This window comes from Collinsella sp. AF25-2LB, assembly GCF_003458415.1.
Classification (GTDB): Bacteria; Actinomycetota; Coriobacteriia; order Coriobacteriales; family Coriobacteriaceae; genus Collinsella.
The window spans coordinates 1-23094 of sequence record NZ_QRUF01000016.1 but is presented as its reverse complement, the minus strand read 5'-3'; the positions used below and the strand labels follow the sequence as shown (position 1 = coordinate 23094).

General features: G+C 58.7%; 16 protein-coding genes and 1 tRNA gene. 1 reads left to right on the top strand and 16 read right to left on the bottom strand.

Annotated features, from left to right (window positions below; all coding sequences use genetic code 11):
- Positions 1 to 30: 30 nt before the first annotated feature.
- From DWY51_RS07780 to DWY51_RS07715, 14 genes are all read right to left on the bottom strand, one after another.
- Entirely contained in the window at positions 31 to 1323 is a 1293-nt protein-coding gene (locus DWY51_RS07780; RefSeq protein ID WP_117770438.1) for a M20 family metallopeptidase, read from the bottom strand.
- Positions 1324 to 1438: 115 nt separating this feature from the next.
- A complete protein-coding gene (locus tag DWY51_RS07775; protein ID WP_117770437.1) occupies positions 1439 to 2422 on the bottom strand; it encodes a DMT family transporter in 984 nt (327 codons plus the stop codon).
- 339 nt (positions 2423 to 2761) lie between these two features.
- The gene (locus DWY51_RS07770; RefSeq protein WP_117770436.1) at positions 2762 to 4951 is read right to left on the bottom strand and encodes a YhgE/Pip domain-containing protein; all 2190 of its coding nucleotides are present in this window, start codon (positions 4949 to 4951) and stop codon (positions 2762 to 2764) included.
- The gene (locus DWY51_RS07765; protein WP_233504660.1) at positions 4952 to 7717 is read right to left on the bottom strand and encodes a YhgE/Pip domain-containing protein; all 2766 of its coding nucleotides are present in this window, start codon (positions 7715 to 7717) and stop codon (positions 4952 to 4954) included.
- A 492-nt stretch (positions 7718 to 8209) separates the two neighbouring features.
- Complete coding sequence (htpG, locus tag DWY51_RS07760) at positions 8210 to 10234, bottom strand: molecular chaperone HtpG (RefSeq protein ID WP_117770435.1); 2025 nt, start codon at positions 10232 to 10234, stop codon at positions 8210 to 8212.
- Positions 10235 to 10436: 202 nt separating this feature from the next.
- Positions 10437 to 10937 (bottom strand): GNAT family N-acetyltransferase, encoded by a 501-nt coding sequence (locus tag DWY51_RS07755; protein ID WP_099432637.1) that lies wholly within the window; start codon positions 10935 to 10937, stop codon positions 10437 to 10439.
- Between the two features lie 39 nt (positions 10938 to 10976).
- Positions 10977 to 11627, bottom strand: a complete 651-nt coding sequence (locus DWY51_RS07750; RefSeq protein WP_022094060.1) for a tyrosine-protein phosphatase — start codon at positions 11625 to 11627, stop codon at positions 10977 to 10979.
- 17 nt (positions 11628 to 11644) lie between these two features.
- The gene (locus tag DWY51_RS07745; RefSeq protein ID WP_055309657.1) at positions 11645 to 12382 is read right to left on the bottom strand and encodes a CpsD/CapB family tyrosine-protein kinase; all 738 of its coding nucleotides are present in this window, start codon (positions 12380 to 12382) and stop codon (positions 11645 to 11647) included.
- Positions 12383 to 12384: 2 nt separating this feature from the next.
- Positions 12385 to 13041, bottom strand: coding sequence for a YveK family protein (locus DWY51_RS07740; protein ID WP_117770434.1), 657 nt, complete (start codon positions 13039 to 13041; stop codon positions 12385 to 12387).
- Positions 13042 to 13236: 195 nt separating this feature from the next.
- Complete coding sequence (locus DWY51_RS07735) at positions 13237 to 14661, bottom strand: cell wall metabolism sensor histidine kinase WalK (protein WP_117770433.1); 1425 nt, start codon at positions 14659 to 14661, stop codon at positions 13237 to 13239.
- Positions 14662 to 14664: 3 nt separating this feature from the next.
- The gene (locus tag DWY51_RS07730; RefSeq protein ID WP_117770432.1) at positions 14665 to 15393 is read right to left on the bottom strand and encodes a response regulator transcription factor; all 729 of its coding nucleotides are present in this window, start codon (positions 15391 to 15393) and stop codon (positions 14665 to 14667) included.
- Positions 15394 to 15457: 64 nt separating this feature from the next.
- Complete coding sequence (gene pstB / locus DWY51_RS07725) at positions 15458 to 16333, bottom strand: phosphate ABC transporter ATP-binding protein PstB (protein WP_199411396.1); 876 nt, start codon at positions 16331 to 16333, stop codon at positions 15458 to 15460.
- Between the two features lie 103 nt (positions 16334 to 16436).
- Positions 16437 to 17675: a sensor histidine kinase KdpD gene (locus DWY51_RS07720; protein WP_117770431.1), complete on the bottom strand. Its 1239-nt coding sequence runs from the start codon at positions 17673 to 17675 to the stop codon at positions 16437 to 16439.
- Between the two features lie 25 nt (positions 17676 to 17700).
- Positions 17701 to 18396: a response regulator transcription factor gene (locus DWY51_RS07715; protein ID WP_117770430.1), complete on the bottom strand. Its 696-nt coding sequence runs from the start codon at positions 18394 to 18396 to the stop codon at positions 17701 to 17703.
- A 197-nt stretch (positions 18397 to 18593) separates the two neighbouring features.
- Between DWY51_RS07715 and DWY51_RS07710 the strand changes: the two genes are divergently transcribed.
- Positions 18594 to 19934 carry a D-alanyl-D-alanine carboxypeptidase family protein gene (locus DWY51_RS07710; RefSeq protein WP_158556931.1) on the top strand — a complete coding sequence of 447 codons (1341 nt, stop codon included), beginning with the start codon at positions 18594 to 18596 and terminating at the stop codon, positions 19932 to 19934.
- A gap of 322 nt (positions 19935 to 20256) precedes the next feature.
- On the opposite strand, the gene DWY51_RS07705 is transcribed toward DWY51_RS07710, so the two are convergent.
- Positions 20257 to 20347, bottom strand: a tRNA-Ser gene (locus DWY51_RS07705).
- 92 nt (positions 20348 to 20439) lie between these two features.
- Positions 20440 to 22881, bottom strand: a complete 2442-nt coding sequence (locus DWY51_RS07700; RefSeq protein ID WP_117770428.1) for a lipopolysaccharide assembly protein LapB — start codon at positions 22879 to 22881, stop codon at positions 20440 to 20442.
- Between the last annotated feature and the right edge of the window lie 213 nt (positions 22882 to 23094).

Genomic DNA, 23094 nt, shown 5'->3' with positions numbered 1-23094 from the left:
GCCCGCAGGCTTGAAAGGCAAGGTTGGGTGCTACCGGTGGTCGGCGATATAGCCCAAAGCGACGGCGGTATAGGCCGCGGCACCGAGCGGCAGCTCGGCATCGTTAAAACGTGCCTTGGGATGGTGCTGGGCAAAGTGTTCGTCCGTGTCGGTTACGGCCGCGCCCACGGTAAAGTACGCACTTGGGATCTTGCTCGAGATAAGCGCGAAGTCCTCACTCGCCATGGCATGGAAAAGCGGCAAGAAAGCCGTCTTGGGCAGCACTGCGCCCACGTAGCCAAGCGACGCCTGAGTCATATCGCTGTCGAGTACAAGCGGCGGAACATCCGAAAGCGTCTCGATGGTCGCCGGCGTACGATAGGTCGTAGCAACGCCGTTAACGACCTCCGCGATGCGGGTCTTTAGGTGAGCCATGAGCTCAACATCAAAGCCGCGCAGCGTTCCCTCGAGCACGCAGGTGTCGGGGATGACGTTGGCCGCCAAGCCGCCGGCGAACTTACCAACGGTAAGTGCGACTTCCTTGGCCGCCGGCACCTCGCGGGAGATAAGCTCCTGGAGCGCCAGGTGCACGTGGACGCCGGCCGTGATGGGGTCGATGCAGATCTCGGGGCTGGAACCGTGGCCGCCCTTGCCCTGGAGCGTGATGCGGAAACCGTACACACCCGAGAGCGCCGGGCTGCCGTAGAGCACCAGGCCAAGCGGCGACTGGCTGTTGACATGCATGGCAAAGGCCGCCTGAGGGCGCGGGTTCTCGAGCAAGCCGTCGGCGATGGCAGCGCGTGCTCCCTCAAAGGTCTCCTCGCCCGGCTGGAACAGCAACTTGACGGTAGCGTTGGCCTCCACAAGCTCGGCCTCGCGGGCCTTGAGCAGGCGCGCCGCACCAAGCAGGGCCGTCGCGTGCATATCGTGACCGCAAGCATGCATGCAGCCATTGGTGGATGCAAAGGGCTCGCCGGATTCCTCGACAACGGGAAGGGCATCCATATCGCCTCGGAGCATGACGACCGTTCCGGCCTGCTCGTCCTTGCACGTGCCATTGCCCTGAGCGGCCGCACCGGCACCGATCAGGCCAACGGCGCAGGAACCGTCGACTAGCGTGGTATGGGGGATGTCCATCTCGTCCAGACGTGCCTGGATATAGGCAGACGTCTGCGGAAGATTGTTACCCAGCTCGGGCATCTGGTGTAGATCGTGTCGCCATGCAGCGAGCTCGTCTGCAAAAGCCTGAGCTTCTGCGACAAGACCGTCACCGATAGCGGCCTGCGCCGCCGCGGTGGCCTGGGGCGCTGGTTGCGGTTGAAAATCGGACAGAGCTGATGCCATAGAAGCCCTCCAGTAACGTTTTTGCAGCACGCACTTTGATAGCGTAAAGTGCAAGGTACAACTGTAAGGGCATGACATAAAAATGCCGCCCTGGGAGGGCGGCGCAACAAGTTGTTTACAATTGCGGGTGTGATTTTCGGCGCAAGAAATCGAAATGCGTCTCGCTCAAGATAATCGAAAGAAAGATGAGCGCGAAGCCGGCGAGCAGGCGCGAGGTGAGCGCCTCCCCCATCAGCAGCACCGAGAACAGCACGCCCGAAGGCGACTCCATCGAAAGGAGCAGTGAGCCCGTCGAGGCCGAGACATGCGCCAAGCCGACGTTTTGGATGAGCAGAGCCGCGCATGTGCAACCAACCGAGAGAAACGCCATCGCGCTGATAAAGCTCGGCGTCCACACGGACAGAGGCGCTTGGGTCTCGAATAGCAGCGACGTTGCCAGGCTCAGCACGCCGTTGCCCACAAACATCCAAAACGTGATGACGTTGATGTCCATTTTGCGACCGTACTTGGCAGTCACCGCCATCTGGATGGCGAAAAAGACCGCACCCGCCAGCGTAATGACATCACCGATGTTGAATTCAACGCTATCGAGCGCCACCAAGCCAATGCCCGCCAAGCACAGCAGCGCCGCGCCCAGGTTATAGCGGGTGAGTTTTTCGCCGCTCAGAAAATAGCTCGCGAACGGCACAACGATGCAATACGTGCCCGTCAAAAAAGCATTCTTGCCCGCCGTGGTGTGCGCCAGACCGACTGTCTGCAGGGCGTAGGCGGCCCACATAAGTGCGCCCATGCCAAGTCCGACGATAAGGTTGCGGGCGTTGAGGTGCGCGATGATGCGCTTGTGGAAGATGAAAAACATGACCAACGCCGCAGGCAGAAAGCGCACGTAGAGCAGTTCGAACACCGGAATGGTGTCGAGCGCGTCCTTCATGGTCGTAAAGGAGTAGCCCCAGACGACTGCCACCGAAAGCAGCAGGACTTTCCAGAACAGCGGCGAGCGAGCGCCGGCGCCGCGGGAGGTGCCGCCCGCGCCCAGGTCCTCGCGAGCAACAGGGCTATCGGGCATCATTTCGATATTGTCAGTGGCATGCTGGGCCATAGGGCATCCTCGCGCTCAATCTGGGCGTGGTGTCCGCACGCGCATGGCTGCGTGCCGCCTCATGGTCAAATAAAAGCAGGGCGCACCGGACCCCCGGCACGCCCCGCTACTGTAGCAACAACCAAGCAGCCCGTGCAATTCACTACGCTAAAGCGTTTTGTTCCGCCGTTCTACCGAACGGCGGACCGGCCGACGCTGCGCGAGCTGCATTCACGCCAATCTGACGTTCAATTTCAAGGGCGCGACCAGAAGGTCAGCGCCCTTTCATTTCACGTCACCTTGGCGCAAATGCGGCTCGCTCGCTGGCATTAGCGCTGCATCGGCGTTAACGTTGCTGTACTAAATAAGCTTTGTTGACTCCAGTTTTTCGATGATCCAGTCGTTGGCTTTGATGACCGGACGGCGGAAGACGACGCCCAGGGCCAGCGACGGAATCAGATAGCTCGCCAGAATGCCTAGCTCAATCCAGTACTCCATATGGTAGGCGCCAGCCATGGCGGCATGCATGGCGTTGATGCCGTGGGTGAACGGCAGGAACGGATAGATCGCCTGGAACACGGGGCCGGTCATCTCGATAGGGAACGTGCCGCCCGAACCGCCGACCTGCATGACCAGCAGCACGACGGCGAGCGCCTTGCCGATATCGCCAAACGACACCGTAAGCGTGTAGACGATATTGGAGAACACGAGACTCGCGACCCAGCCCGCCAGCACAAACTGCAGCGGGTTGTCGCACTGAATGCCAAAGAACAGGATGTCGCCCGCACACACGAGCGTTGCCTGCAGCAGGGCCAGACCGCCAAAGAACAGGTAGCGGCCCAGGTAGATCTCGTGCAGGCGCACGGGGATGAGCTCGTTGATGAGCTCATCGTCAACCGAGACCTTCATCATGGCCGCCAGCACGATCGAGCCGACCCATAGCGACAGAATCGTGTAGAACGGTGCCATGGCCGAACCGTAGTTACGAATCGGATAGACCGGCTTGCGATCGAGCGCGACGGGGCCGGAAAGCGACACGGCCAAACCCTCGGGATCGTTGCCAATCATCGTCTTGATCGTGGCAAGGTCGTCCGACATCAGGGCGCCATCGAGCTCGTCCTTAAACGCACTGATCTTGTCCGACGCCTCGCCCAGCTGATCAGAAGCCTTGTTGACCAGCTTTGCAGCCTTGGAGAGGCCCTTTGCCAGCGAACCGGATGCGTCGGTCAGGCCGTCTACGGCGCTATCCAGATCGCCCGAGATGCCATCGAGCGAGTCCAGGATGCCCGAAACCGTCTTCTTGAGCTTCTTGGCCTTAACCGAGAACGTGGAATCGTAGTCGGACTTGGCGCCCGAAATGCCCGCCTTGGCATCGGCGATGGCCTGATCGACCTCGGCACGCGTGCTGTTGACCTCTGCCATGCTGTCAGAAAGGGACTTAGCAGTTGCCGTCAGGTCCTTGGCGTTGTTGCGATACTCCACCGCGATCCTGCCCAGCGATGTTGCCACAGATTTAAGGCTCTCCTGGAGCTTTTCGTCACTGACCTGCTCGGCAAAGCCGCGGAGCTGGTCGGCCGTGGCGTCGATATCGTCGGCACGTGTATTGAGCGCCGCCGCGGCATCGTTGAGCTGAGACACCGTAAGGTCGACATGCTGATTCGCGGCATCAAATGCCTTCGCAAGCCCGGCGGACACGTTGTCGAACGAGCCCGCGCTTCCGTCAATCGCGGCGTTGATGGCGTCGTTGGCGGCCTTCAGCGCTTCTTTGGAATCGCTCATGCCGCTCTTGGCATGCTCCATCAACTGCTTGGTCGACTCATCGACCGTACCCGTCTGCTGGAGCATACCGCTCGCCGACGTCAACGAATCGGACGTAGAGCTCAAAATGCCCGCCAGCGACGAAGCATTAGCCTGAACGTCTTGCAGGTCCCCAATCGAATCGCCGAGCGTCGAGGACAGGTTGGCGATAAAGTTGCTGACCTGGTCGGTGCTCATGTAATCGAGCAGGCTGGACACCGTCTTAAGACCGATGCTCGTAATGGTCTCGGTAAAAGATTCGTTAACCTGGTTCTGAACGGCGCTCGAACCCTTCTCGGTCACGATCTGCGCGATGGCGTTGGCCTTCTGATTCTCGTAAAACTCGATATCGGCATGCTTAACGTCGGTCGAAAAGAGCGTCATCATATCGGCACTAAACGTCTTAGGGATAACGACAGCCGCATAGTATGCGCCCGATTTGACGCCCTCGATAGCCTTTTCGCGATTGTTGAGCACAACCCAATCGAAGCTCTCGTTGCCGCGTAGGGTGGCGGTCACGTTTTCGCCCACGTTGACCTCGACGGGGATCAGATCGCTCTCGTAACCCTCATCGGTGTTGACCACGGCGATCTTAAGATTGCCGGTGTTGCCGTACGGATCCCAGCTGCCGGCGATGTTAAACCACGCGTACAGGCACGGTACGATAATGAGGCCCATCACGACAACCAAGCCGATTACGGAGCGAGACACGTTTTGGACATCGCGCTTAAACAGATGCAGGATGTTCTTCATTTATGCCTCACCTCCTTTGGAGTGCTTGCCGAGCGGGGCGTTCTTTTCATTCATCACAAACGTGTCATCCCCGTTCTCGGGCACATGGGCCGCATCGCGATGACCACATTGGTTGACAGCCTGAGTCTTGGGTTCAGACCCCCGCTCGCTCGCATTCAAGCCGAACATGCGACGAGCGGCCGGAATGGCGGCCGTGTGCTCGCGCATCTCGCGGCGCAGGTCCTCATCCGAAAGCGCCGAGATGCGCATCTGGGTGTTGAGGCTCGAGCGGATGTACTCGATATTGATAAGCCAGCCGCAGATGGCAATAACCGAGATGATCCAAATGACAAGCAGGATGATCTTGCCGTTATTGTCGATATCGAGAACCGTCGACAGGACAAAGAGCAGGACCTGAACGCCCACCACGGCGGCAAAACCGCCCTTGATGTAGTACGGGTAGCGATGTTCAAAGGCGACCGCATGATCGAGCAGTTCGCGACGGTACGAATCGGAATCGAGCATGACACGCATGGCCGTGCGCAGCGAGTAGCGCTGGCGCGGCAGGTCGTTGGACTCGCAAATCATCATACCGGTCGTGGAGAGCTGTTTATCAAAGAGCAGGTTAAGGTTGAGCAGCAGCGGACGCAGCTGCAGACCGATAAAGAGCGCCACGATCAAGAACACGCCCAGAATGCACAGGTTAAACAGGTAGTTGAACGAATACATGCCGCCGACCGTCTCGCGCAGCAGATTGATGCCGTAGGTAAAGGGCAGCAGCGGGTGCAGCCACTGGAAGAAGCCGGGCATCATCTCGATGGGGTACATGCCCGACGAACCCGGGATCTGCACGATGACGAGAATGACGCCGATAGCCTTGCCGATATGCTTAAACGTGGTGGACAGCGCATAGATGATATTGACGTAGGTGAACGAAATGGCGATGCCGCCCAGCACGAACAGCAGCGGGCTGACGCACTGCACGCCAATCACCAGATCGCCTACCGTAACGATGATGGCCTGCAACGCGCCCAGGATCACCATGAGCAACCAGCGGCCAAAGTAGCCTTGGCGCGCCGTAAAGCTGCCAACACCTTCACGGTCGACCTCGAGCTTGTAAATGGCGATGAGCACATAGCCGCCCACCCAAAGCGCCAGATTGGTGTAGAAGGGAGCGATGCCCGAGCCAAAGCTCTTGACCGGATAGATTGACTTGGACGTCAACTCAACCGGAGACGCCATGAAATCTGCCACGTCATTGACATCGACGCCCATCAGATCGGCCAGCTCGCCCATGGACTCGGAGGTCTGCAGCGCCGCGATGTCATTGGCGGCGGTTGCAAGCTTGTCCTGGACCTTGGCAAGCGAGGAATCGGTCTGGGACAGCGTGGTCTTGGCCTGGCCGAGCGTAGCGCTAAGCTGCGCCAACGTGCCGCGCGCATTTGCAAGTGTAGGTGTCATACCCGAGACGATACCGGTCAGGTCGCCCGAAACGGCAGCAAAAGAGTCGAGCGCGCTCGAGGCCTTCGGCAGCGCGTTTTGGCCCAAGTCCGTCTGGGCTTGGCCAAGGTTGGTCGCACCGGTATGAATTGCGTTATTGATAGCGTCACTGGCACCCGAAACAGCCGCTGCGTCATTCGCCATGGCGCTCGACTGCGCGGACAGACCGTCCTTGATGCTCTGAAGCTTTTCATTCTGCTCTCGAAGCAAATCGATGGTCGATACAATGCGCGCGTCAATTTCCTCGGAACCTGTCGACGTGTCATTGGCGAGAATCTCCAAGTGCCCGATAACGGCCTTATTGTGGTCGATCGTCGCTTGAAGAGACTCGAGCGAGTTGTCGATACGGGTGGTCGTAGATGTGACCGCGCCCGTCAGCTTGCCGATGGCAGCGTTCGCAGAGGCCGACGTCTTGGTGAGCGCAAGGCTGCCTTCCGAGAGCGCCTTGGAGAGCGAGGTGATGGAGTTGCCCGCCGTGGTGCGAGCTTCGCTCAGCAGGTCGTTGCCCTGGGAGATCGCCTGCGTCAGCGACGGTGCCTGGCCTTGCAAGCCGGCAAGTGCCGCATCAGCCGAGGCGATAGCGCCACTCGTCTTATCGATGGCGGCATTCATATCGCCAATCGAATCGCGCACCTCGCCCAAGGTGTCGGACGCCTCGGACACCGAACTTGCCAGCGAGTCCTGAGTCTGGGTTGCCTTGTCCTTTAAATCGACACCGGCATCCTTGGCGATACCGGCAACAGTCTTGCCTACCGTAGAGACAAATTCCGAGTTGATCTGCTCCTCGATGGTGTTTGCACCGGTATCGGTAACCTTGGGCGCAATGGCGCTCTTCTTCTCATTGACGTAGTACGTGAGCTTGGGCTGATGGTAGTTGCCGTCGAGCATCGAAACCAGGTTATCCGAGAAGTTCTTGGGAATCACGATAGCGGCATAGTACTCGCCGCTCTCGACGCCCTCCTTGGCATCGGCCGTCGAGTCGACGAACGTCCAGCCCAACTGATGATTCTCCTTGAGCTGGTCGACCACTTTGTCGCCAGCGTTGAGCTCACCCACCAAGTCGTTTTGGGTGCCTCGATCGTTGTTGGCGATAGCAATCTTGATGCCTTGGGTGTTTCCATACGGATCCCAGTTTGCCACGATGTTATACCAGGCATACAGCGAGGGAATAACGCACACGCCTAGGGTAACCACCAGGGCGACGGGGTTCACAAGCAGTCGCTTAATGTCGCGCTTAAATATCGCAAAGGACACCTTTGCATTGGATAGTTTGCTGCCGAGACTCACGCTTGGACCATCCATCCTGTCGTTGAATCGAATCGTACTATCGATAACCATTGTACGTAAGCGCTTTAGCGTCTCAGAGCACAATGGTATTGAGTTTTGCGGGTAGCAATATACTACGAAGACGAATTAGCGTACAGTTGTACAGTATCTTTAATTTCAGCAGGTCACAAAACCACAACCCGCACAAATTAGCAATTCAAATAGTCATCGGGGACGTTCTTAAACGACTGGTCAAACAAGAACGCCCCCAACGACTAGTTTGGACCACGGTAACATCGATGTTTTAGCAATGCCAGCGAGCGGGCGCCAGAGCGAACAAATTGGCATGAAAAGAGGACGGCATAGACCTTCTGGTCATGCCGTCCTCTTTGAATGACAAGTTGTCGCTCTGGCGCCCGCGCAGCGTCGACTGGTCCGCCGTTCGTTAGAACGGCGGAACTGAGGGCAGCGTCGAGCCGTTACGCGGTTTGGTAAAACCGCGTAACTACCTAACTACATCAAGTTGCAAACAGCCGCCGCGAAGGCAACGGGGTCCTCGGGGAGGATGCCCTCGACCAGCAGGGCCTGATCGTAGAGCAGACCAGAGTACTGCTTGATCTTGTCGGCGTCGCCTGCCTTCTGGGCAGCGACAAGCTTGTCAAAGACCGGGTGCTTGGCGTTGAGCTCGAGCACGCGTTGGCTCTTGGGCATGCCGTCGGGCGCGCCCTCGGGTCCCTTCTGGAGCACCTTCTCCATCTCGAGCGAAAGTGGGCCCTCGGTGGTGATACAAGCGGGGGCATCGGTCAGGCGCGCGGAGACGGCGACTTTCTCGACCTTGTCACCGAGCGCCTCCTTCATAGCGCTAAAGAGGTCCTCGTTCTCCTTGGTGGCGTCCTCGGCCTCCTTCTTCTCGTCCTCGGTCGCCAGGTCAAGATCACCGGTCGCAACGTTCTTGAGCTCTAGATGACGATCCTCGACCTCGGGCTCGGCACCGTCGGCCACAGCCTTCTCGGCAGCCTCGCGGGCAGCATCGTCCTCGTAGATCTTGGGCATATCGCACGCCACGTACTCACGCATAGCCTGGAACGTGAACTCATCCACATCCTGCGTCAGCAGCAGCACGTCATAGCCGCGGTCGAGCACGCCCTTTACCACGGGCATCTTGGCCAAGCGCTCACGCGAGTCGCCGGCGGCGTAGTAGATGGCCTTCTGATCCTCAGGCATGCCCTTGGCATACTCGGCCAGGGTAATCATCTTCTGTTCCTTGGCAGACCAGAACAGCAACAGGTCGGCGAGCTCATCGGCCTTCATGCCATAGCTCGAGTAGATGCCGTACTTAAGACCGCGGCCAAAGTTCTCAAAGAACTTCTCGTAGGCCTCGCGGTCGTTGTCACGCATATCCTCAAGGTCGGCGGTAATCTTCTTTTCCACACGCTTGGCGATGGCCTTGAGCTGACGGTTCTGCTGCAGCGTCTCGCGCGAGATGTTGAGCGACACGTCGGCGGAATCCACGACGCCGCGGACAAAGTTGTAGTAGTCGGGCAGCAGGTCGTCGCACTTCTCCATGATCAGGACGTTGGAGCTGTAGAGCGCCAGACCCTTCTCGTAGTCCTTGCTGTACAGATCGAACGGCGCGCGTCCCGGCACAAACAGCAGGGCGTCATACTCGAGCGTGCCCTCGGCGTGGAAGCTGATGGTGCGCGCAGGATCGTCAAAGTCGTGGAACGTGGACTTGTAGAACTCGTCGTAGTCCTTCTGCTCGACATCGGAGCTGTGCTTCTTCCAGATCGGTGTCATGGAATTGACGGTCTCGAGCTCCTGGTAGTCCTCGTACTCGGGCTTGTAATCGTCGCCGGCGTCCTCGGGCTTGGGTTTCTGGCGGCTCTTGGACACCATCATCTGGATCGGGTAACGCACATAGTTACTGTACTGCTGAATCAGGCTCTTGAGACCCCACTCGGTCAGGAAGCGATCGTAGGTCTCGGCCTCGCCGTCGGCATCGAGCTTCTCGTTCTCGCGCAGCGTCAGGATGACATCGGTACCGTGCTCGGCGCGCTCGCCGTCCTCGATGGTGTAGCCCTCAAGACCGTCGGATTCCCACACATGGGCGACATCCTCGCCGTAGGCGCGGCTGACGACCTTCACATGGCTGGCGACCATAAAAGCCGAGTAGAAGCCCACGCCAAACTGACCGATGATGTCGACATCGGAGCCCTGCTGCTCGGCGTTCTCGGTCTTAAACTCCTCGGAGCCGGAATGGGCGATGGTGCCCAGATTGCGCTCCAGCTCCTCGGCGGTCATGCCAATGCCGTTATCCGAGATGGTAATGGTGCGGGCGTCTTTATCAAAGGAGACGCGAATGGCCAGGTCGCCCTGGTCGATCTTGACGCTCGGGTCCTGCAGGCTCTTAAAGTTGAGCTTGTCGACGGCGTCGCTCGCGTTAGAGATAAGCTCGCGCAGGAAGATTTCTTTATTGGTGTAGATGGAGTTGATCATGAGGTCGAGCAGTTTTTTGCTCTCGGTCTTAAATTGACGCATGTGCAGTCCTTTCGCGCTACCCCTGTCCGCAAAAACGGCTCGGTCGCCCGAGCCGCATCGCAGACCTGCTATGTTCAGACTTAGATTTTATAACCCATTAACGCGCATATATACATACGGAATCGAAAAACTGTATGTCCGAGCGCTCTGATGCGCCAATTGCCAAGGAGTGTCCCAAACTGCCGGCAGGAAAGGAACGTTCCTATCTGCCATCTACGCGCTTGGCCATCCAGGCATGAGGCTGGCCCTCGTCTTCGTAGTCCACCGGGGCAATCTGCGTGTAGCCCGCCTTGGCATAGAGCGGCAGCACGTATTCCTGAGCATGCAGCTTAATGAGCTTGGCGCCGGCATCACGCGCGCACGTATCACTGGCCTCGACAATCTTGCTCGCCAAACCGCGACGGCGCATGCTCGGCAGCACGGCCACGCGCCCCATAATGTAGGTCTCCCCCGCCGCGACACCTTCGTCCAAGTCGCACGCCGGCGACACCGGAGCCTCTGCGTCAGCCGCGCGCTCAAGCTCTTCGGGAAACACGCGCGAGCAACCGGCAAGCTCGCCGTCTACATAGAGCGTCACATGAATGCAGTTCGGATCCTCGTCGATAGCGTCGAACTCATTCTCGTAGCCCTGCTCGTCCATAAAAATGACGCGGCGCACCAACGCCGCGTCATCAAAGCATCCCGTCTTAAGTTGGATATCCATGGCTGCCCTTTCATTCAATGCGAACGTTAGGGACAGATTTTAGCGAAAATGAGCTCCGCGTACGCTAAACTTCGCGCGAGCCTTCGCCAGGCAGTCGTAATGACCCACGTTATGGGCATCGCTCGCGATGAAGCTGTACAGGTTCTGATCGAACAGGCGCTGTGCCGGCTTTTTCTCGCGACCAAAGCGACCGCCGGCAATAAAGTCCGCCGAAGCCTGCAGCTTGCAGCCCATATCGACCAGGCGCTCCGCCACGCTTACATCCTTTTGAACCGCACGATAGCGCTCAGGATGAGCGATGATCACCTGGTAGCCACGGCACTGCAAATCGTAAATCGTGTTCTCGTACTCTCTAAACGCATACGCATCGGCATGTGTCGAAAGCTCGAGCAGAAACTCGTTGGTTCCATCGAAATGCAAGTGCTCCGCGGCATCGATACCAAGTTCAACGAGCTTTCGATGGTTGACCTCGAAGCCCATCTGGAGCGGAAAACCGTCAGCGTTATCACGCAGCAGCTCAAAGGCATCCCACATCTTGTCGTAATCAAAATAGGGATCACGGCAGTGAGGAGTGCAAACGATTCTGGTTACACCGGCCCGCTTGGCAGCCTCGAGCATCGCCAAGCTCTCATCGAGATCGGCGGCGCCGTCGTCTACACCCGGCAAGATATGGCAATGAATGTCACGCATAGGTCAGCCTTAATCAACTAAACGTTTGCTCGGTTGGTGAAGATGCCCTTTTTGGAAGTCCCCTGATCGTCGGAGCCCTTCTTAACCTTCTTACCGTCCTTGGTGTAGTAGGAGTAGTAGTACTCGCTGGTCTCGGTCTCGCAGTAGTTCATGACGGTACCGATGAGCTTGACCTTCTCGGACTTCTTAAGCTGGCCGATAGCGTTGAGTGCCTCCTCGCGCTTGGTGAAGTCCTCGCGCACCACGAACAGCGTACCGTCGGTCAGGCTGGCAATCTCGGCAGCATCGATGAAGGTGCCGACCGGGGGAGCATCAAAGATGACGTACTGGAACTTGGCGGACAGTGCCTTTACCAACTTGGCAAAGCGGTGAGAGACGATGATGTCGGCAGGATTGGGAATATGCGGCTCGGCATCGAGGAAGTAGAAGTTCTTCTGACCCGTCTCGACAATTGCCTGGTCAATGGAGATCTGCTCGGAAAGGACCGCATAGAGTCCGCCGCGCGAACGAACGCCGAGCATATCGGAAAGGGACCTGCGGCGCATATCGGCCTCGACCAGGAGCACGGACTTGCCGCTCGTGGCGATAGCCTGGGCAAGGTTGATGGAAACCGTAGACTTGCCCTCGTTGGGAATCGAGGACGTGACGGTAATGGTGCGAATGGGGTCGTCCACGCTCGCAAAGCGGATGTTGGCCAGAAGGGTCTTGGCGGCATTCTGTACAACGAGCTTATCGGTGTTCTTTGCCTTAGCCATGCCTATTTACCACCTTTCATAGCCGGAATTCGGCCAACAACGGGAATGCCCAGGAGCTCTTCTGCCTCTTCGGCACCGCGGATGCGGGTATTGAGCATGTCTGCCAAAACGACATAGGCGACTGCGATAAAGATACCGGCGAGGAACGCGACAGCAACGTACAGCATACGCTTGGGACCGCTGGGGGCTTCGGGGGTCTTAGCCTCGTCGATAACGTTGATGCTCTGGGCAGCGCCGACGTTCTGAGCGACCGTACTCACCGAGCTGGCCATGGCCTTTGCGACCTTAGCCGTCTCCTTGGCATCGGTGCCGGTAACCGAAAGCGTAATGACACGCGTGGTGGTCTCGGAGGAAACAGACACCTTGTAGTCATCCAGATCGGTGAGGCCCAGTTCATTGGCTGCGCCGCTCTTAACGCTATCGCTATCCAGCAGCGTGGCGATATCGTTGGAAAGCATCTGACTCGCCGAGAGATCGTTGTAGCTCATCTGACCGCTATCGTCGGTCTTGGCGAGAATGTACATGCTCGTCGTCGCGGTATAGGTGTTGTCCATCGCAACGAAGGACACGATGCCCATGGCGATCGCGCAGACCACCGGAAGGGTGATGACCAGCTTAAGGTGTTTTTTGAGCAGCTGGAACAGTTCGAGAAGGGTCATGCAGCTTGCCTTTCATTTCCCCAGTTCGGATTGACAAAACCGTCCGTATGTTATCGCATCTTTTTACCGAGGCCAAACTCTATACATAAGAAACAGGCTCTCCTGTAAAAATGTCGGAAGCAATCGTAAAATTGCACAACAACGCCGCACCCGAAAGTCAAATGCGGCGTCTACATCAATATCTATGTTGCATCGCTATGCGAATGGCTCGTCCTGCTGTATGGGAAACGTCACCGTAATGGTGGTTCCCACGCCCAACTCGCTCGACAGATCGAGCGTGGCGTGATGATACAGGGCCGCATGCTTGACAATGGCAAGCCCCAGACCGGTTCCGCCGCGTGCCTTGGACCTACTCTTGTCCACGCGATAGAACCGCTCAAATACCTTGCCCTGTTCTTCAGGCGCGATACCGATTCCCGTGTCGGCGACCGCGAGGAACGGATGGCCTTCGTCGTTGGTGCCGCACTGCAGCGTAACCGTACCGCCGGGTCGATTGTAGCGGATGGCGTTGCTTGCCAGATTATAGATGAGCTCGTCAATCAAGCGCGACACGCCCTCGATGACCACAGGCTTGGTCTCATGACTGATCGTCACATTCGCCTGACGGGCGACCTGTTCAAGACGCTGCTCAACCGCGTAGATGGCACGCGAGAGCTCAATAGGCTCCGTGGATCCAATGGGCACCGCCTCGCCCTCAGTTGCACGCTCGGCCTCGTCCAAGTTAGACAGCGTAAGGATGTCGTTGACAAGCGCCGCCAAACGGCCCGCCTCACGATAGATGCGACCGCCAAAGTTGCGCAGGTCGTCCTCGCCCTCGACCATGCCGTTTGCGATGAGCTCGGCATAGCCCGAAATCGCCGTAAGCGGCGTCTTGAGCTCATGGGTGATATTCGCCGTAAACTCGCGGCGCATACGATCGTTGTCCGCTAGCACCGCCATTTGGCGCTTGAGTTCCTGGCGCTGCGACTCGATACGCTCAAGCATGGGGACCATCTCGGCATAGGCGTGCTCATAGCTACGGCGTGGGTGGTCCAAATCCACCTCTTGCAACGGCGCGATGATGGCACGGGACTCGCGGCGCGCCATAAAAAACGAGAGTACCGCACCCGCTGCCGCGATAAGCAGCATCGGCGCCACCATCGACAGCAAAATCGCCGCAACGCCAGGCTGGGCCTGCGCCAAGCGGACAACCTGGCCGTTATCAAGGGCGACGGCGCGATACAGCATAATCTCGTCGAGCGTAGAGCTTGCGCGCTCCGCGGAACCCAAACCACTCTCAAAGGCCTCGATGACCTCGGGGCGATCGCCATGGTTGGGCAGTGTGGAAGGCGACGCCTCGTTGTCGTAGGCAACCGATCCATCCTTGTTAATCAGCGTGATGCGCAAGTCCTCGCGATCGAGGCTACGCAAGAACGGGATGGGCTCCTGCTGCTCGTCGAGGGCGGCAGCAATGAGCTCGGTTTCCTGCGCCAGGTTGGCACTCGTGGCATCCGCCAAGGTGTTTTGCACAAAGAACGCGCCCAGCACCGTAAACGCCACGATAACCGCCATGGCACAGACAAAGATCGTCACAAAAACGCGGTGCGACAGCGTATGTTTTCCCTGGGGGGCGAAGACCACGGGTTACTCCTCCGATGCGGTAGCCGCGGTGTCGTCACCTTCGGCACCATCACCGGCAGAAGGCTCGGCCAAGCGGTAGCCCACGCCGCGCACGGTCTCGATGGCGCTGGCATGCTCGCCCAGTTTTTGGCGAAGCGTCTGCACGTGCACGTCAACGGTGCGCGAACCGCCGTCGAAGTCCCAGCCCCACACGCTCTGCAGCAACGACTCGCGGGTAAAGACCACGCCGGGCTTGCGCATGAGGTACTCGAGCAGGTCGAACTCGCGCAGGGTGAGCTTAAGCGGCTCGCCGGCAACGGTCACCTCGCGATGGCTGGGCGAGAGCACAATGTCGCCCACGCTGAGCACATCGCTTGCCTGTTTGACCATGCCGCCGCGACGCAGCAGTGCGCGGCAGCGGCTGGCGAGCTCCATGAGCGAGAAGGGTTTAGTCAGGTAATCGTCGGCACCGCCATCGAGCGCCATCACCTTGTCGAGCTCGGTGTCCTTGGCGGTAAGCATCATGATGGGCACCGTCGCCGTCAGGCGGTCGGCGCGCAGGCGGCGCATAATCGCCAAACCATCGGTATCGGGCAGCATGATGTCGAGCAGGACAGCATCGGGTACCCGTCGCGCCACGGCGGCCTTAAACTCGCCGTCGCACGAAAAGCCCTCGGCCTCGATTCCCTGCTTGTGCAGCGCATAGACCGTCAAATCCCTGATGTTGTCATCGTCCTCGACGTAATAGATCATGTTGAACCCCTTTGCGGCCGACATGACCGCATCTTAACCCTAAAGGTGCCTGTACTAGATGGTATCAGCCAAAACGGCCCGTCAAATAATCCGCCGTGCGCGGATCGATCGGGTTTTTGAAGAGCTGGGCAGTGGGCGCATGCTCCACCAGCTCGCCCAGCAAAAAGAACGCGACCGAGTCGGAGATGCGCGCCGCCTGCTGCATATTGTGCGTAACGACCACGAGCGTGCAGGTCTCTTTGAGCTCACAGGCCAGCTGCTCCACCACCAGCGTCGACACAGGGTCGAGTGCCGAGGTCGGCTCGTCCATCAGCAGAATGTCGGGCTGCACGGCCAGCGCGCGGGCGATGCACAGACGCTGCTGCTGGCCGCCCGAAAGACCCAGACCCGATTCTTTGAGCTTGTCCTTGACCTCGTCCCACAGGGCGGCGCGTCGCAGGGAGTCTTCGACCAGCTCGTCGAGCACGACGCGGTCGCGCACTCCCATGCCGCGAGGACCGTAGGCGACGTTGTCGTAGATGCTCATGGGAAACGGGTTGGGGCGCTGGAACACCATGCCCACGCGCTGGCGCAAACGGCAGATGTCGTAATCGCCCAGGATATCTTGACCATCGAGCGCAATCTTGCCCTCGATACGGCAATCCTTGATGCCGTCGTTCATGCGGTTAAAGCAGCGCAGCAACGTGGACTTTCCGCAGCCCGAAGGCCCGATAAATGAGGTGATCTGCTTGTCGCGGATCTTGATATTCACGTCCTTGAGCGCATGATGGTCGCCATAGAACAGGTCGAGGCCCTCGACGTCGATGCGCGTCGGCGAGGCGGCAAGATCCTCTGCCGTGGGGCGAGTCGCATCCCCAACCTCGCGCTCGTGCGCGGCCTCGGCCTGCGCTTCCATGAGTTCTTCAAGCTCCGTGGGCTCCACAGCCGCAGCAGCCGTCATACCGCATACCTCCACATCGATATCAATTCAGCAGTATCGATAGTAGAAATCGCGGCTCATATGCACGTGAGCGCATTGTCAAGTGTTTGTAAGGGCACGCTGGCTATGCGGCGGGCAGCTCGATGGTGAATATCGTGTGTTCGGGCGTCGATTCACATGCAACGGTACCGCCGTGTGCCGCGATGATCTCCTTGGCAATAGCAAGGCCCAGACCGGCACCACCGCGATTGGTCGCACGCGCCGCATCCAGGCGATAGAACTTCTCAAAGATCACCTTGAGCTTAGCCGCAGGGATAGGATCGCCCTGATTGATAAAGCGAACGCGCACGCCGCCATCGTCTTGGCGCCCGGCCTCAATCGTGATAGTCGAGCCCTCATAGCTATAGGCGACGGCGTTTTTCATGATGTTGTTGAACACGCGAGCCATCTTGTCGCCATCCACGAGCACCGTCAGGTCCTCGTGGATATCAACTTGGGCTTCCTTATGCTGCTCGTTGAGGATGGGATAGAACTCGTCAGCCACCTGAGCCAGCAGCAACCCCAGATCAACATAGCCGCGCGTGAGCACGATATCGTGGAAGTCAAAGCGTGTGATATCGAAGAACTCTTCGATGAGTGCATCGAGCCGGTGCGCCTTGTCGAGAGCCACGCCCGTAAAGTGCGCACGTTGCTCAACCGGCAGCTCAGGAGCCTCTTGCAGCAGCGAAAGATAGCCCACCACACTGGCAAGCGGGGTGCGTAGGTCATGTGCCAAGTACGTGACCAGATCGTCCTTGCGATGCGACTCGTCACGCAAGGCCTGTTGCACCTTGCGCTCACGGTCACGCACGCGGTTAAGGGCGCCCTCGACCTCCAAGAAGTCGCCGTCGATGTTGTCCCAGGTGTCGGGGTGATCGATCAGGCGATCTTGAATACGAGCGGCCAGCACACAATCGGCATGCTGCTCGCCCTGTTCGTAGCCCTGGTAGTACAGGGCGCGGCCACACAAGAACAGCACGCACGCGGCAAGCGCCAGCACAAAGCCAAGCATGTTGAATACAAAGCCGGCATCGAACAGCACCGGCCCTTCGATGCCGCCGAGCGCCATGGCGCCAATCGCCAACGTCATGGCCCACGCGGCGCCGCCAATCACCATGCAGCGGCGCACGATCTCAAATCGATCGATCAGCAAAAAGCCGGCAAGCAGCACCGTCAAGATTCCGGCGATGTTGTCGATGCCAATCAGCAGCAGGCTCAGCAAAAAGAGCAGCACCGTTGCAAGCGCGCGGTTGTCGACGACCGACCTCACGTATTCAAAGAGCCGATCGGGTACCTCGAATGCCTGCCTATCGTCTTTTGTCATATCCACTTCCCCACCATCAAAGGCGCTATTCGATGATGTAGCCGACGCCCCAGACGTTTTTGATAAAGCGTGGCTTTTGTGCGTCGTCGCCGATTTTTTCGCGCAAGTGGCGAATGTGCACCATCACCGTATTGTTGGAGCCGGGCATAAAGTCCTCGTTCCATACCGCGCGGAACAGGTCCTCCACGCCCACCACGCTGCCGCGATGCTCGACCAGATACAGCAAGATTGAATACTCGGTGGGTGTGAGGCGTACCGGTGCACCGTCCACCGTTACGGAACGAGCATCGCGGTTGATCTCCAAGCCGTCGAGCTGGAGGGTCGGCGACTCGGCCGCCTGTGCGCGGCTACCGTAGCTGGTGTAGCGGCGAAGCTGAGCATGCACGCGCGCGATGAGCTCCAGAGGACGAAACGGCTTAACCACGTAATCGTCCGCGCCAAGCGAAAGGCCCTCGATCTTGTCTTGCTGGGCATCGCGCGCCGTCAGCATGATCACGGGATAGGTATGGCTGGAACGGATCGTACGCAGCAGCTCAAAGCCATCGATATCGGGCAGCATGACATCCAGCAGCGCCAGATCGAACTCCTGCTCCAAGATTGCCTTGGCAGCATCGGCCCCGCTATAGGCAATCTGGACATCAAAGCCCTCTTTTGTAAGGTAGATACCAACCAAGTCGGCGATGGCCTTTTCGTCATCAACTACCAAAATGCGCTCGTTCATGCGTGCTCCTCTCGCGCTCCATTATGCCCGAGGGGGCGCCCGTCACACACAACAAGCGTGGGTGATTAAGTCGGCCTTAAGCACCCTTGTGCCCGTTCGGGCGCGGATGTGGGCCACGCACGCACGCGATGATCGCCGATGCCGGCAAACGATATACTCTAGTTCCAGAAGTGACCATCCCGTCGAAAGCGAAATCCGTGAAGTCCCTCACCTCTTTTGCAAAGCGCTCAGCCCAGCTTGCCGCCGGCTTTGTCTGCGCTATCGCCCTTGCCGCCGGCGTGCCCACCGTCGCCGGCGCCCAAGTGCTCACGACCGACAATGTTTGCGGCAAAACCGCCGATGTGCGCGGTATCACGGCCGAAAACCTGCCCGATATCGATGCGACCAATGCCCTCGTCATGGGCAAAGACGGCACCGTCTACTATGCCCGCGACGCCGATGAGCAGGTCAAGATTGCCTCGATCACCAAGGTCATGACCGCAATCCTAACCGTCGAGAATTGCAAGATGGACGAGAAGGTCACGGTGAGCAACGCCGCAGCCACCGTGGGCAATTCGACCGCCGGCTTGCTCGGAGGCGACGAGCTTACCGTGGAGCAGGCGCTGCGCGGCCTGATGATTCCCTCGGGCAACGACGCCGCCATCGTGCTCGCCGAATATGTGGGCAAGAAGATCGACCCTAAGACCAAAGACGCCGAGGCCACATTTGTGAAGGCCATGAACGAGCGCGCTAAGAAGCTCGGCTGCACCGGCACGGTCTTTGAGAACCCACACGGTCTGGACTTTGATGAGTGGGCTGGCGATATGCACTCAACCGCACACGACGTAGCGCTGATGATGCAGGAGGCCATGAAAAACGACACGATCCGCGAGGTCGTAGCGAGCGAGGATTCCTGGATCGAGGTCACGGGCGCCGACGGCGCCGACCATTCGCATTCCATGGACACGCATAACTATTTGCTGGGCCAAGATGGCAACATCGGCGGCAAGACCGGCACCACCGACGACGCGGGCTATTGCTTTACGAGCGCCTACAACCGCGATGGCGACGAGATCTACACCGTCGTTTTGAACTCCACCACCACCGACCAGCGCTTTACCGATACCGCAACCCTTGCCAATTGGTACTACGGTCACAAGGTGACGGTCGCGATCGCCAACACGCAGGAAAAGACCGCCAACGGCAACCCGCTTATGGCGCGCATTGGCCAAACCGACTGGACGGATAAGACGATCGACGCCACACTCGCCGATCCTACGGCGCAAGCGACCGTGTTTTCCCTTGCCGGCGAGGTGACCGAAAAGGTTAGCTACGACGATCTTTCGGGCACGGTGCATGTGGGCGACAAGGTGGGCAGCGTTACGCTCAAGCAGGACGACACCAAGATCGCCGTCATGGACCTAGTTGCCGACGAGGAAGGTGCAGGGCCGAATCCCATTGAATGGCTGCTCGTGAAGCTCGATCGCTTGGGCCGCCGCATCGACAACCGCCCACTCACGGCAGAAAGCGAGACCGTCGCCAAGGCGCCCGAGATGTAAGATCGAAGAACAATACACTCGCTGAAATGAGGCGTCCAACGGGGCGCCTCATTTTTTTGAGGGTTCGAATCCCCAGTCTCCTTTCTCCACACAAAAAAGGGTCCCAAATGGGACCCTTCTTCAAATTCGTACTGGCGGAGAGCTGGGGATGTCCGGGCATGCTGCGCATGCCCTCCGGCTTCAAAGCCTGGCGGCTTTTCGCCCACGGGCTACAAACGCTTTCGCGTTTGCTTAACGCCCGTGCCCTCTCGGGTTCGAATCCCCAGCTAACGTGGTTCAACTAAAAAAGGGCCCCTTTCGGAACCCTTCTTTAAAGTCTTACTGGCGGAGAGCTGGGGATTCGAACCCCAGATGCCCTTTTGGGGCATACTCGCTTAGCAGGCGAGCACCTTCGGCCTCTCGGTCAGCTCTCCGTAACAGCCGTTCTATAGTAACCAAACAGCCAAGGATGGGCAAGAGGAAATTTTCTAATTGCCTAGCATCCTTTCCTCCTTGGAGGCTTCGCCTACCCCAGCGAGCGGTTGAGGGAGCCGAGCTCGTCGTTGCCCATGGTGCGCCACATTTGGAAGATGCAACCGCGTGCCAGGAAAAAGAAGCCGTTGTCGACCAGTTGCACAGCGGCATCTGCCAGCTGATTCGTCACGGCGGACACTGGCGGCAGCTCGAGTCCAGCCTTGCGGATGGTCTCGACCGCCTCCTCGAACGTCGGAGGCTCGCTGACGCCCATCTCATTCATAAGGCCCTGCATTTCTTCCAGCGCACTACTGCCCGATTCCTCACCGCGCGGCACCAGACGGTAACAAGCCAGCGCTAGGTCGAGCTGATCGCAATTCCAATAGGCAAACGCCAAGCGATAGAACAGGTAGCCGATTGCAGAACGATCGCTGGCAATACGTAGGCCGTGGCGCGCCACCTCGATAATCTCGTCAAAGCGCTCCAGACGCGCAAGCACGTTGATGAGCGCAAAGTGCGATTGCATGGACGAGCGTGCCAGATCGTAAAGATGGCGCACCTCGGGCAGTGCTCGTTCAAAGTCCTCTTGCTCGGCGTAAAAGCTGCAGATCTCGTGCTGGGCAAAGTACAGTGCATCGGGCGCACGAAGGATTCGCACAGAGCGGTCTTCTTCCAACACCGGTAGCACCATGCGCACCAGCTGGTTATCGCAAAACTGCGTTTGAACCGGACCTGTCGCCAAAAGCTCGGCGACGGCGCACTTAGCCTCCAACTCCTCGACAAGACGAGAAAAGCCTTCAAAAGCACCTGTACGGTCGACTTTTGCCTGCTCGCGCAATTCAACAACACGGGCCACGTATGGGTCGTCGTCCTCTTCCATGACCTCCAACTCGTCAGCCGTATCGGCAAGCAGCAGATCGCGCAGCGCCGGCGGCAGTGTGCGATGGTCATCACGCGGACGAGCATGAACCTCCGCAGGCTCAATCGTCTCCGGAGCGGTTGACTCATACGCCTCAAGCACACGCTTGCACGGCATATCGTCCATGTCCATGCTCTCAAGATCCTTGGCGACAGGCACGCAATCGGCCAGATAGGCCGCGCGCCCAAAGAAATACGTTGCGACAACGCGCTCGCCCTGCTCACTGTCGGGAGCAGCAATCTGCACATAGCAGCGCGTGATGCAGGTGCCCGCGGCAAAACACGCTGCCGCAAGCGTAAGTGCCACGCGCGCATCGTGCTCCGCGGCCCAGATCGCGCGCATGTCCTCGTCCAGCTCGCGCCAGGCGTCATCCTGAGCGTCGTATTCACGTTGCGGCATGGCATCAACGACAGACCGCCCAAACCGAACGAGCATAATCCCCTCGGCAACGTTTGCCCGATAGGTATAGTCGAGCCGTGTGACCACGTTAAGCGCCTCAACGATTCGCGCAAAACGGGTGCGCACGTCCCACTCGCCGCCCGGCTGGCAAGCCACCGTACCCGGCTTGCCCCACGGGTTATCGCTCGAAGCCGTATCGAGCAGTCGGGGAATATCGTTGGTCGTCTTGGCGATATGCCACGCATCAAAGAGCGCGCAGCCCTCAAGGCTCGGCGAGGATGCCGCAGGGACCAATCCGGCCCCGATGCGCTCAAGGATGCCGGAGAGGCGGTTGAGACGGCACTCGATGGCAAGCAGCATGTCAATCTCGTCCTGGTCCAACAGGCTACGATCAAAATTGAGATAGAAAATCTTTGAGCGATCAATGCGAGCCAGGCTCATCTCGGACTTGGCAGCGATGGTGCGCAGGCGGGGCAAGTCAATTTCGCTCATAAGGGCGGCGGCATAGCGCTCGATACCGCTCGGATTCTCGGCATGGTCAACGCGGTAGAGCAGCGTCTCGATAGCATCGGGGAGCGGTGCCGTGTTAAAGCCCAAAAACACCTCGACCGGCTCGGGCAACTTTACGAGCTTGATCTTGTCGACAACGTTTTGCATACCCTCGTCGAGTCCGCCGGCGTCCGCCGTGTTCACAATAGCGCTTTCGGAGTTGGCAAATATCACGTAGCGCAAGAACATCGAGGCCATGAACTCGCCGTAAGGAAGGGCGCGGGTCGAATTCCATGTCTCGTGGTCGGACTGCTCGCGCATGGGGCCTTCGGGAGAGCCGGCAGTTTGCGCACACGCGCGCATTGCACCGTTGGCTTCCCTTACCATAATCTCACCAATACTGGAATCCGACTCGTCAAGGACCAGTTCCATGTCGGGATCGTTGGGCAGCGGAGCCTCGCTGACGGGGCGGTCCACCTTGTACACCTCACCCGAAACGCTTACGTAGCCCAAAAGCGACACATGACTTTTGCCAACGAATTCGACGACATAACAAGATTCAAGCTGATCCTCGCCAAAGAGTTTCCAGACCACGCCATATGAGCGTCCCGCAGGCTGCTCGGGCATCGCCGGAAAGCGCTTCTTGGGATCGAGAAACCTGAGCTTGTATGTCGGACGCTCTGCCACGAAGTATCACCCTGATCGGTCGCTTGAAGAAGGAGTGGTCGCGAAAAAGTCGCGACATCTACTCGGAATCTTACACGAGTCGACAGGAAATCGTCCGCTTCACGCTCGCGCCTCGACCGAGGTTCGAATCCATGCAGCGGCGACATAAAAGAAAAGCCCCCGTTGCCGGGAGCTGAACTGCCTCCCATTTCTTGGACACAAGAAATGGGAGGC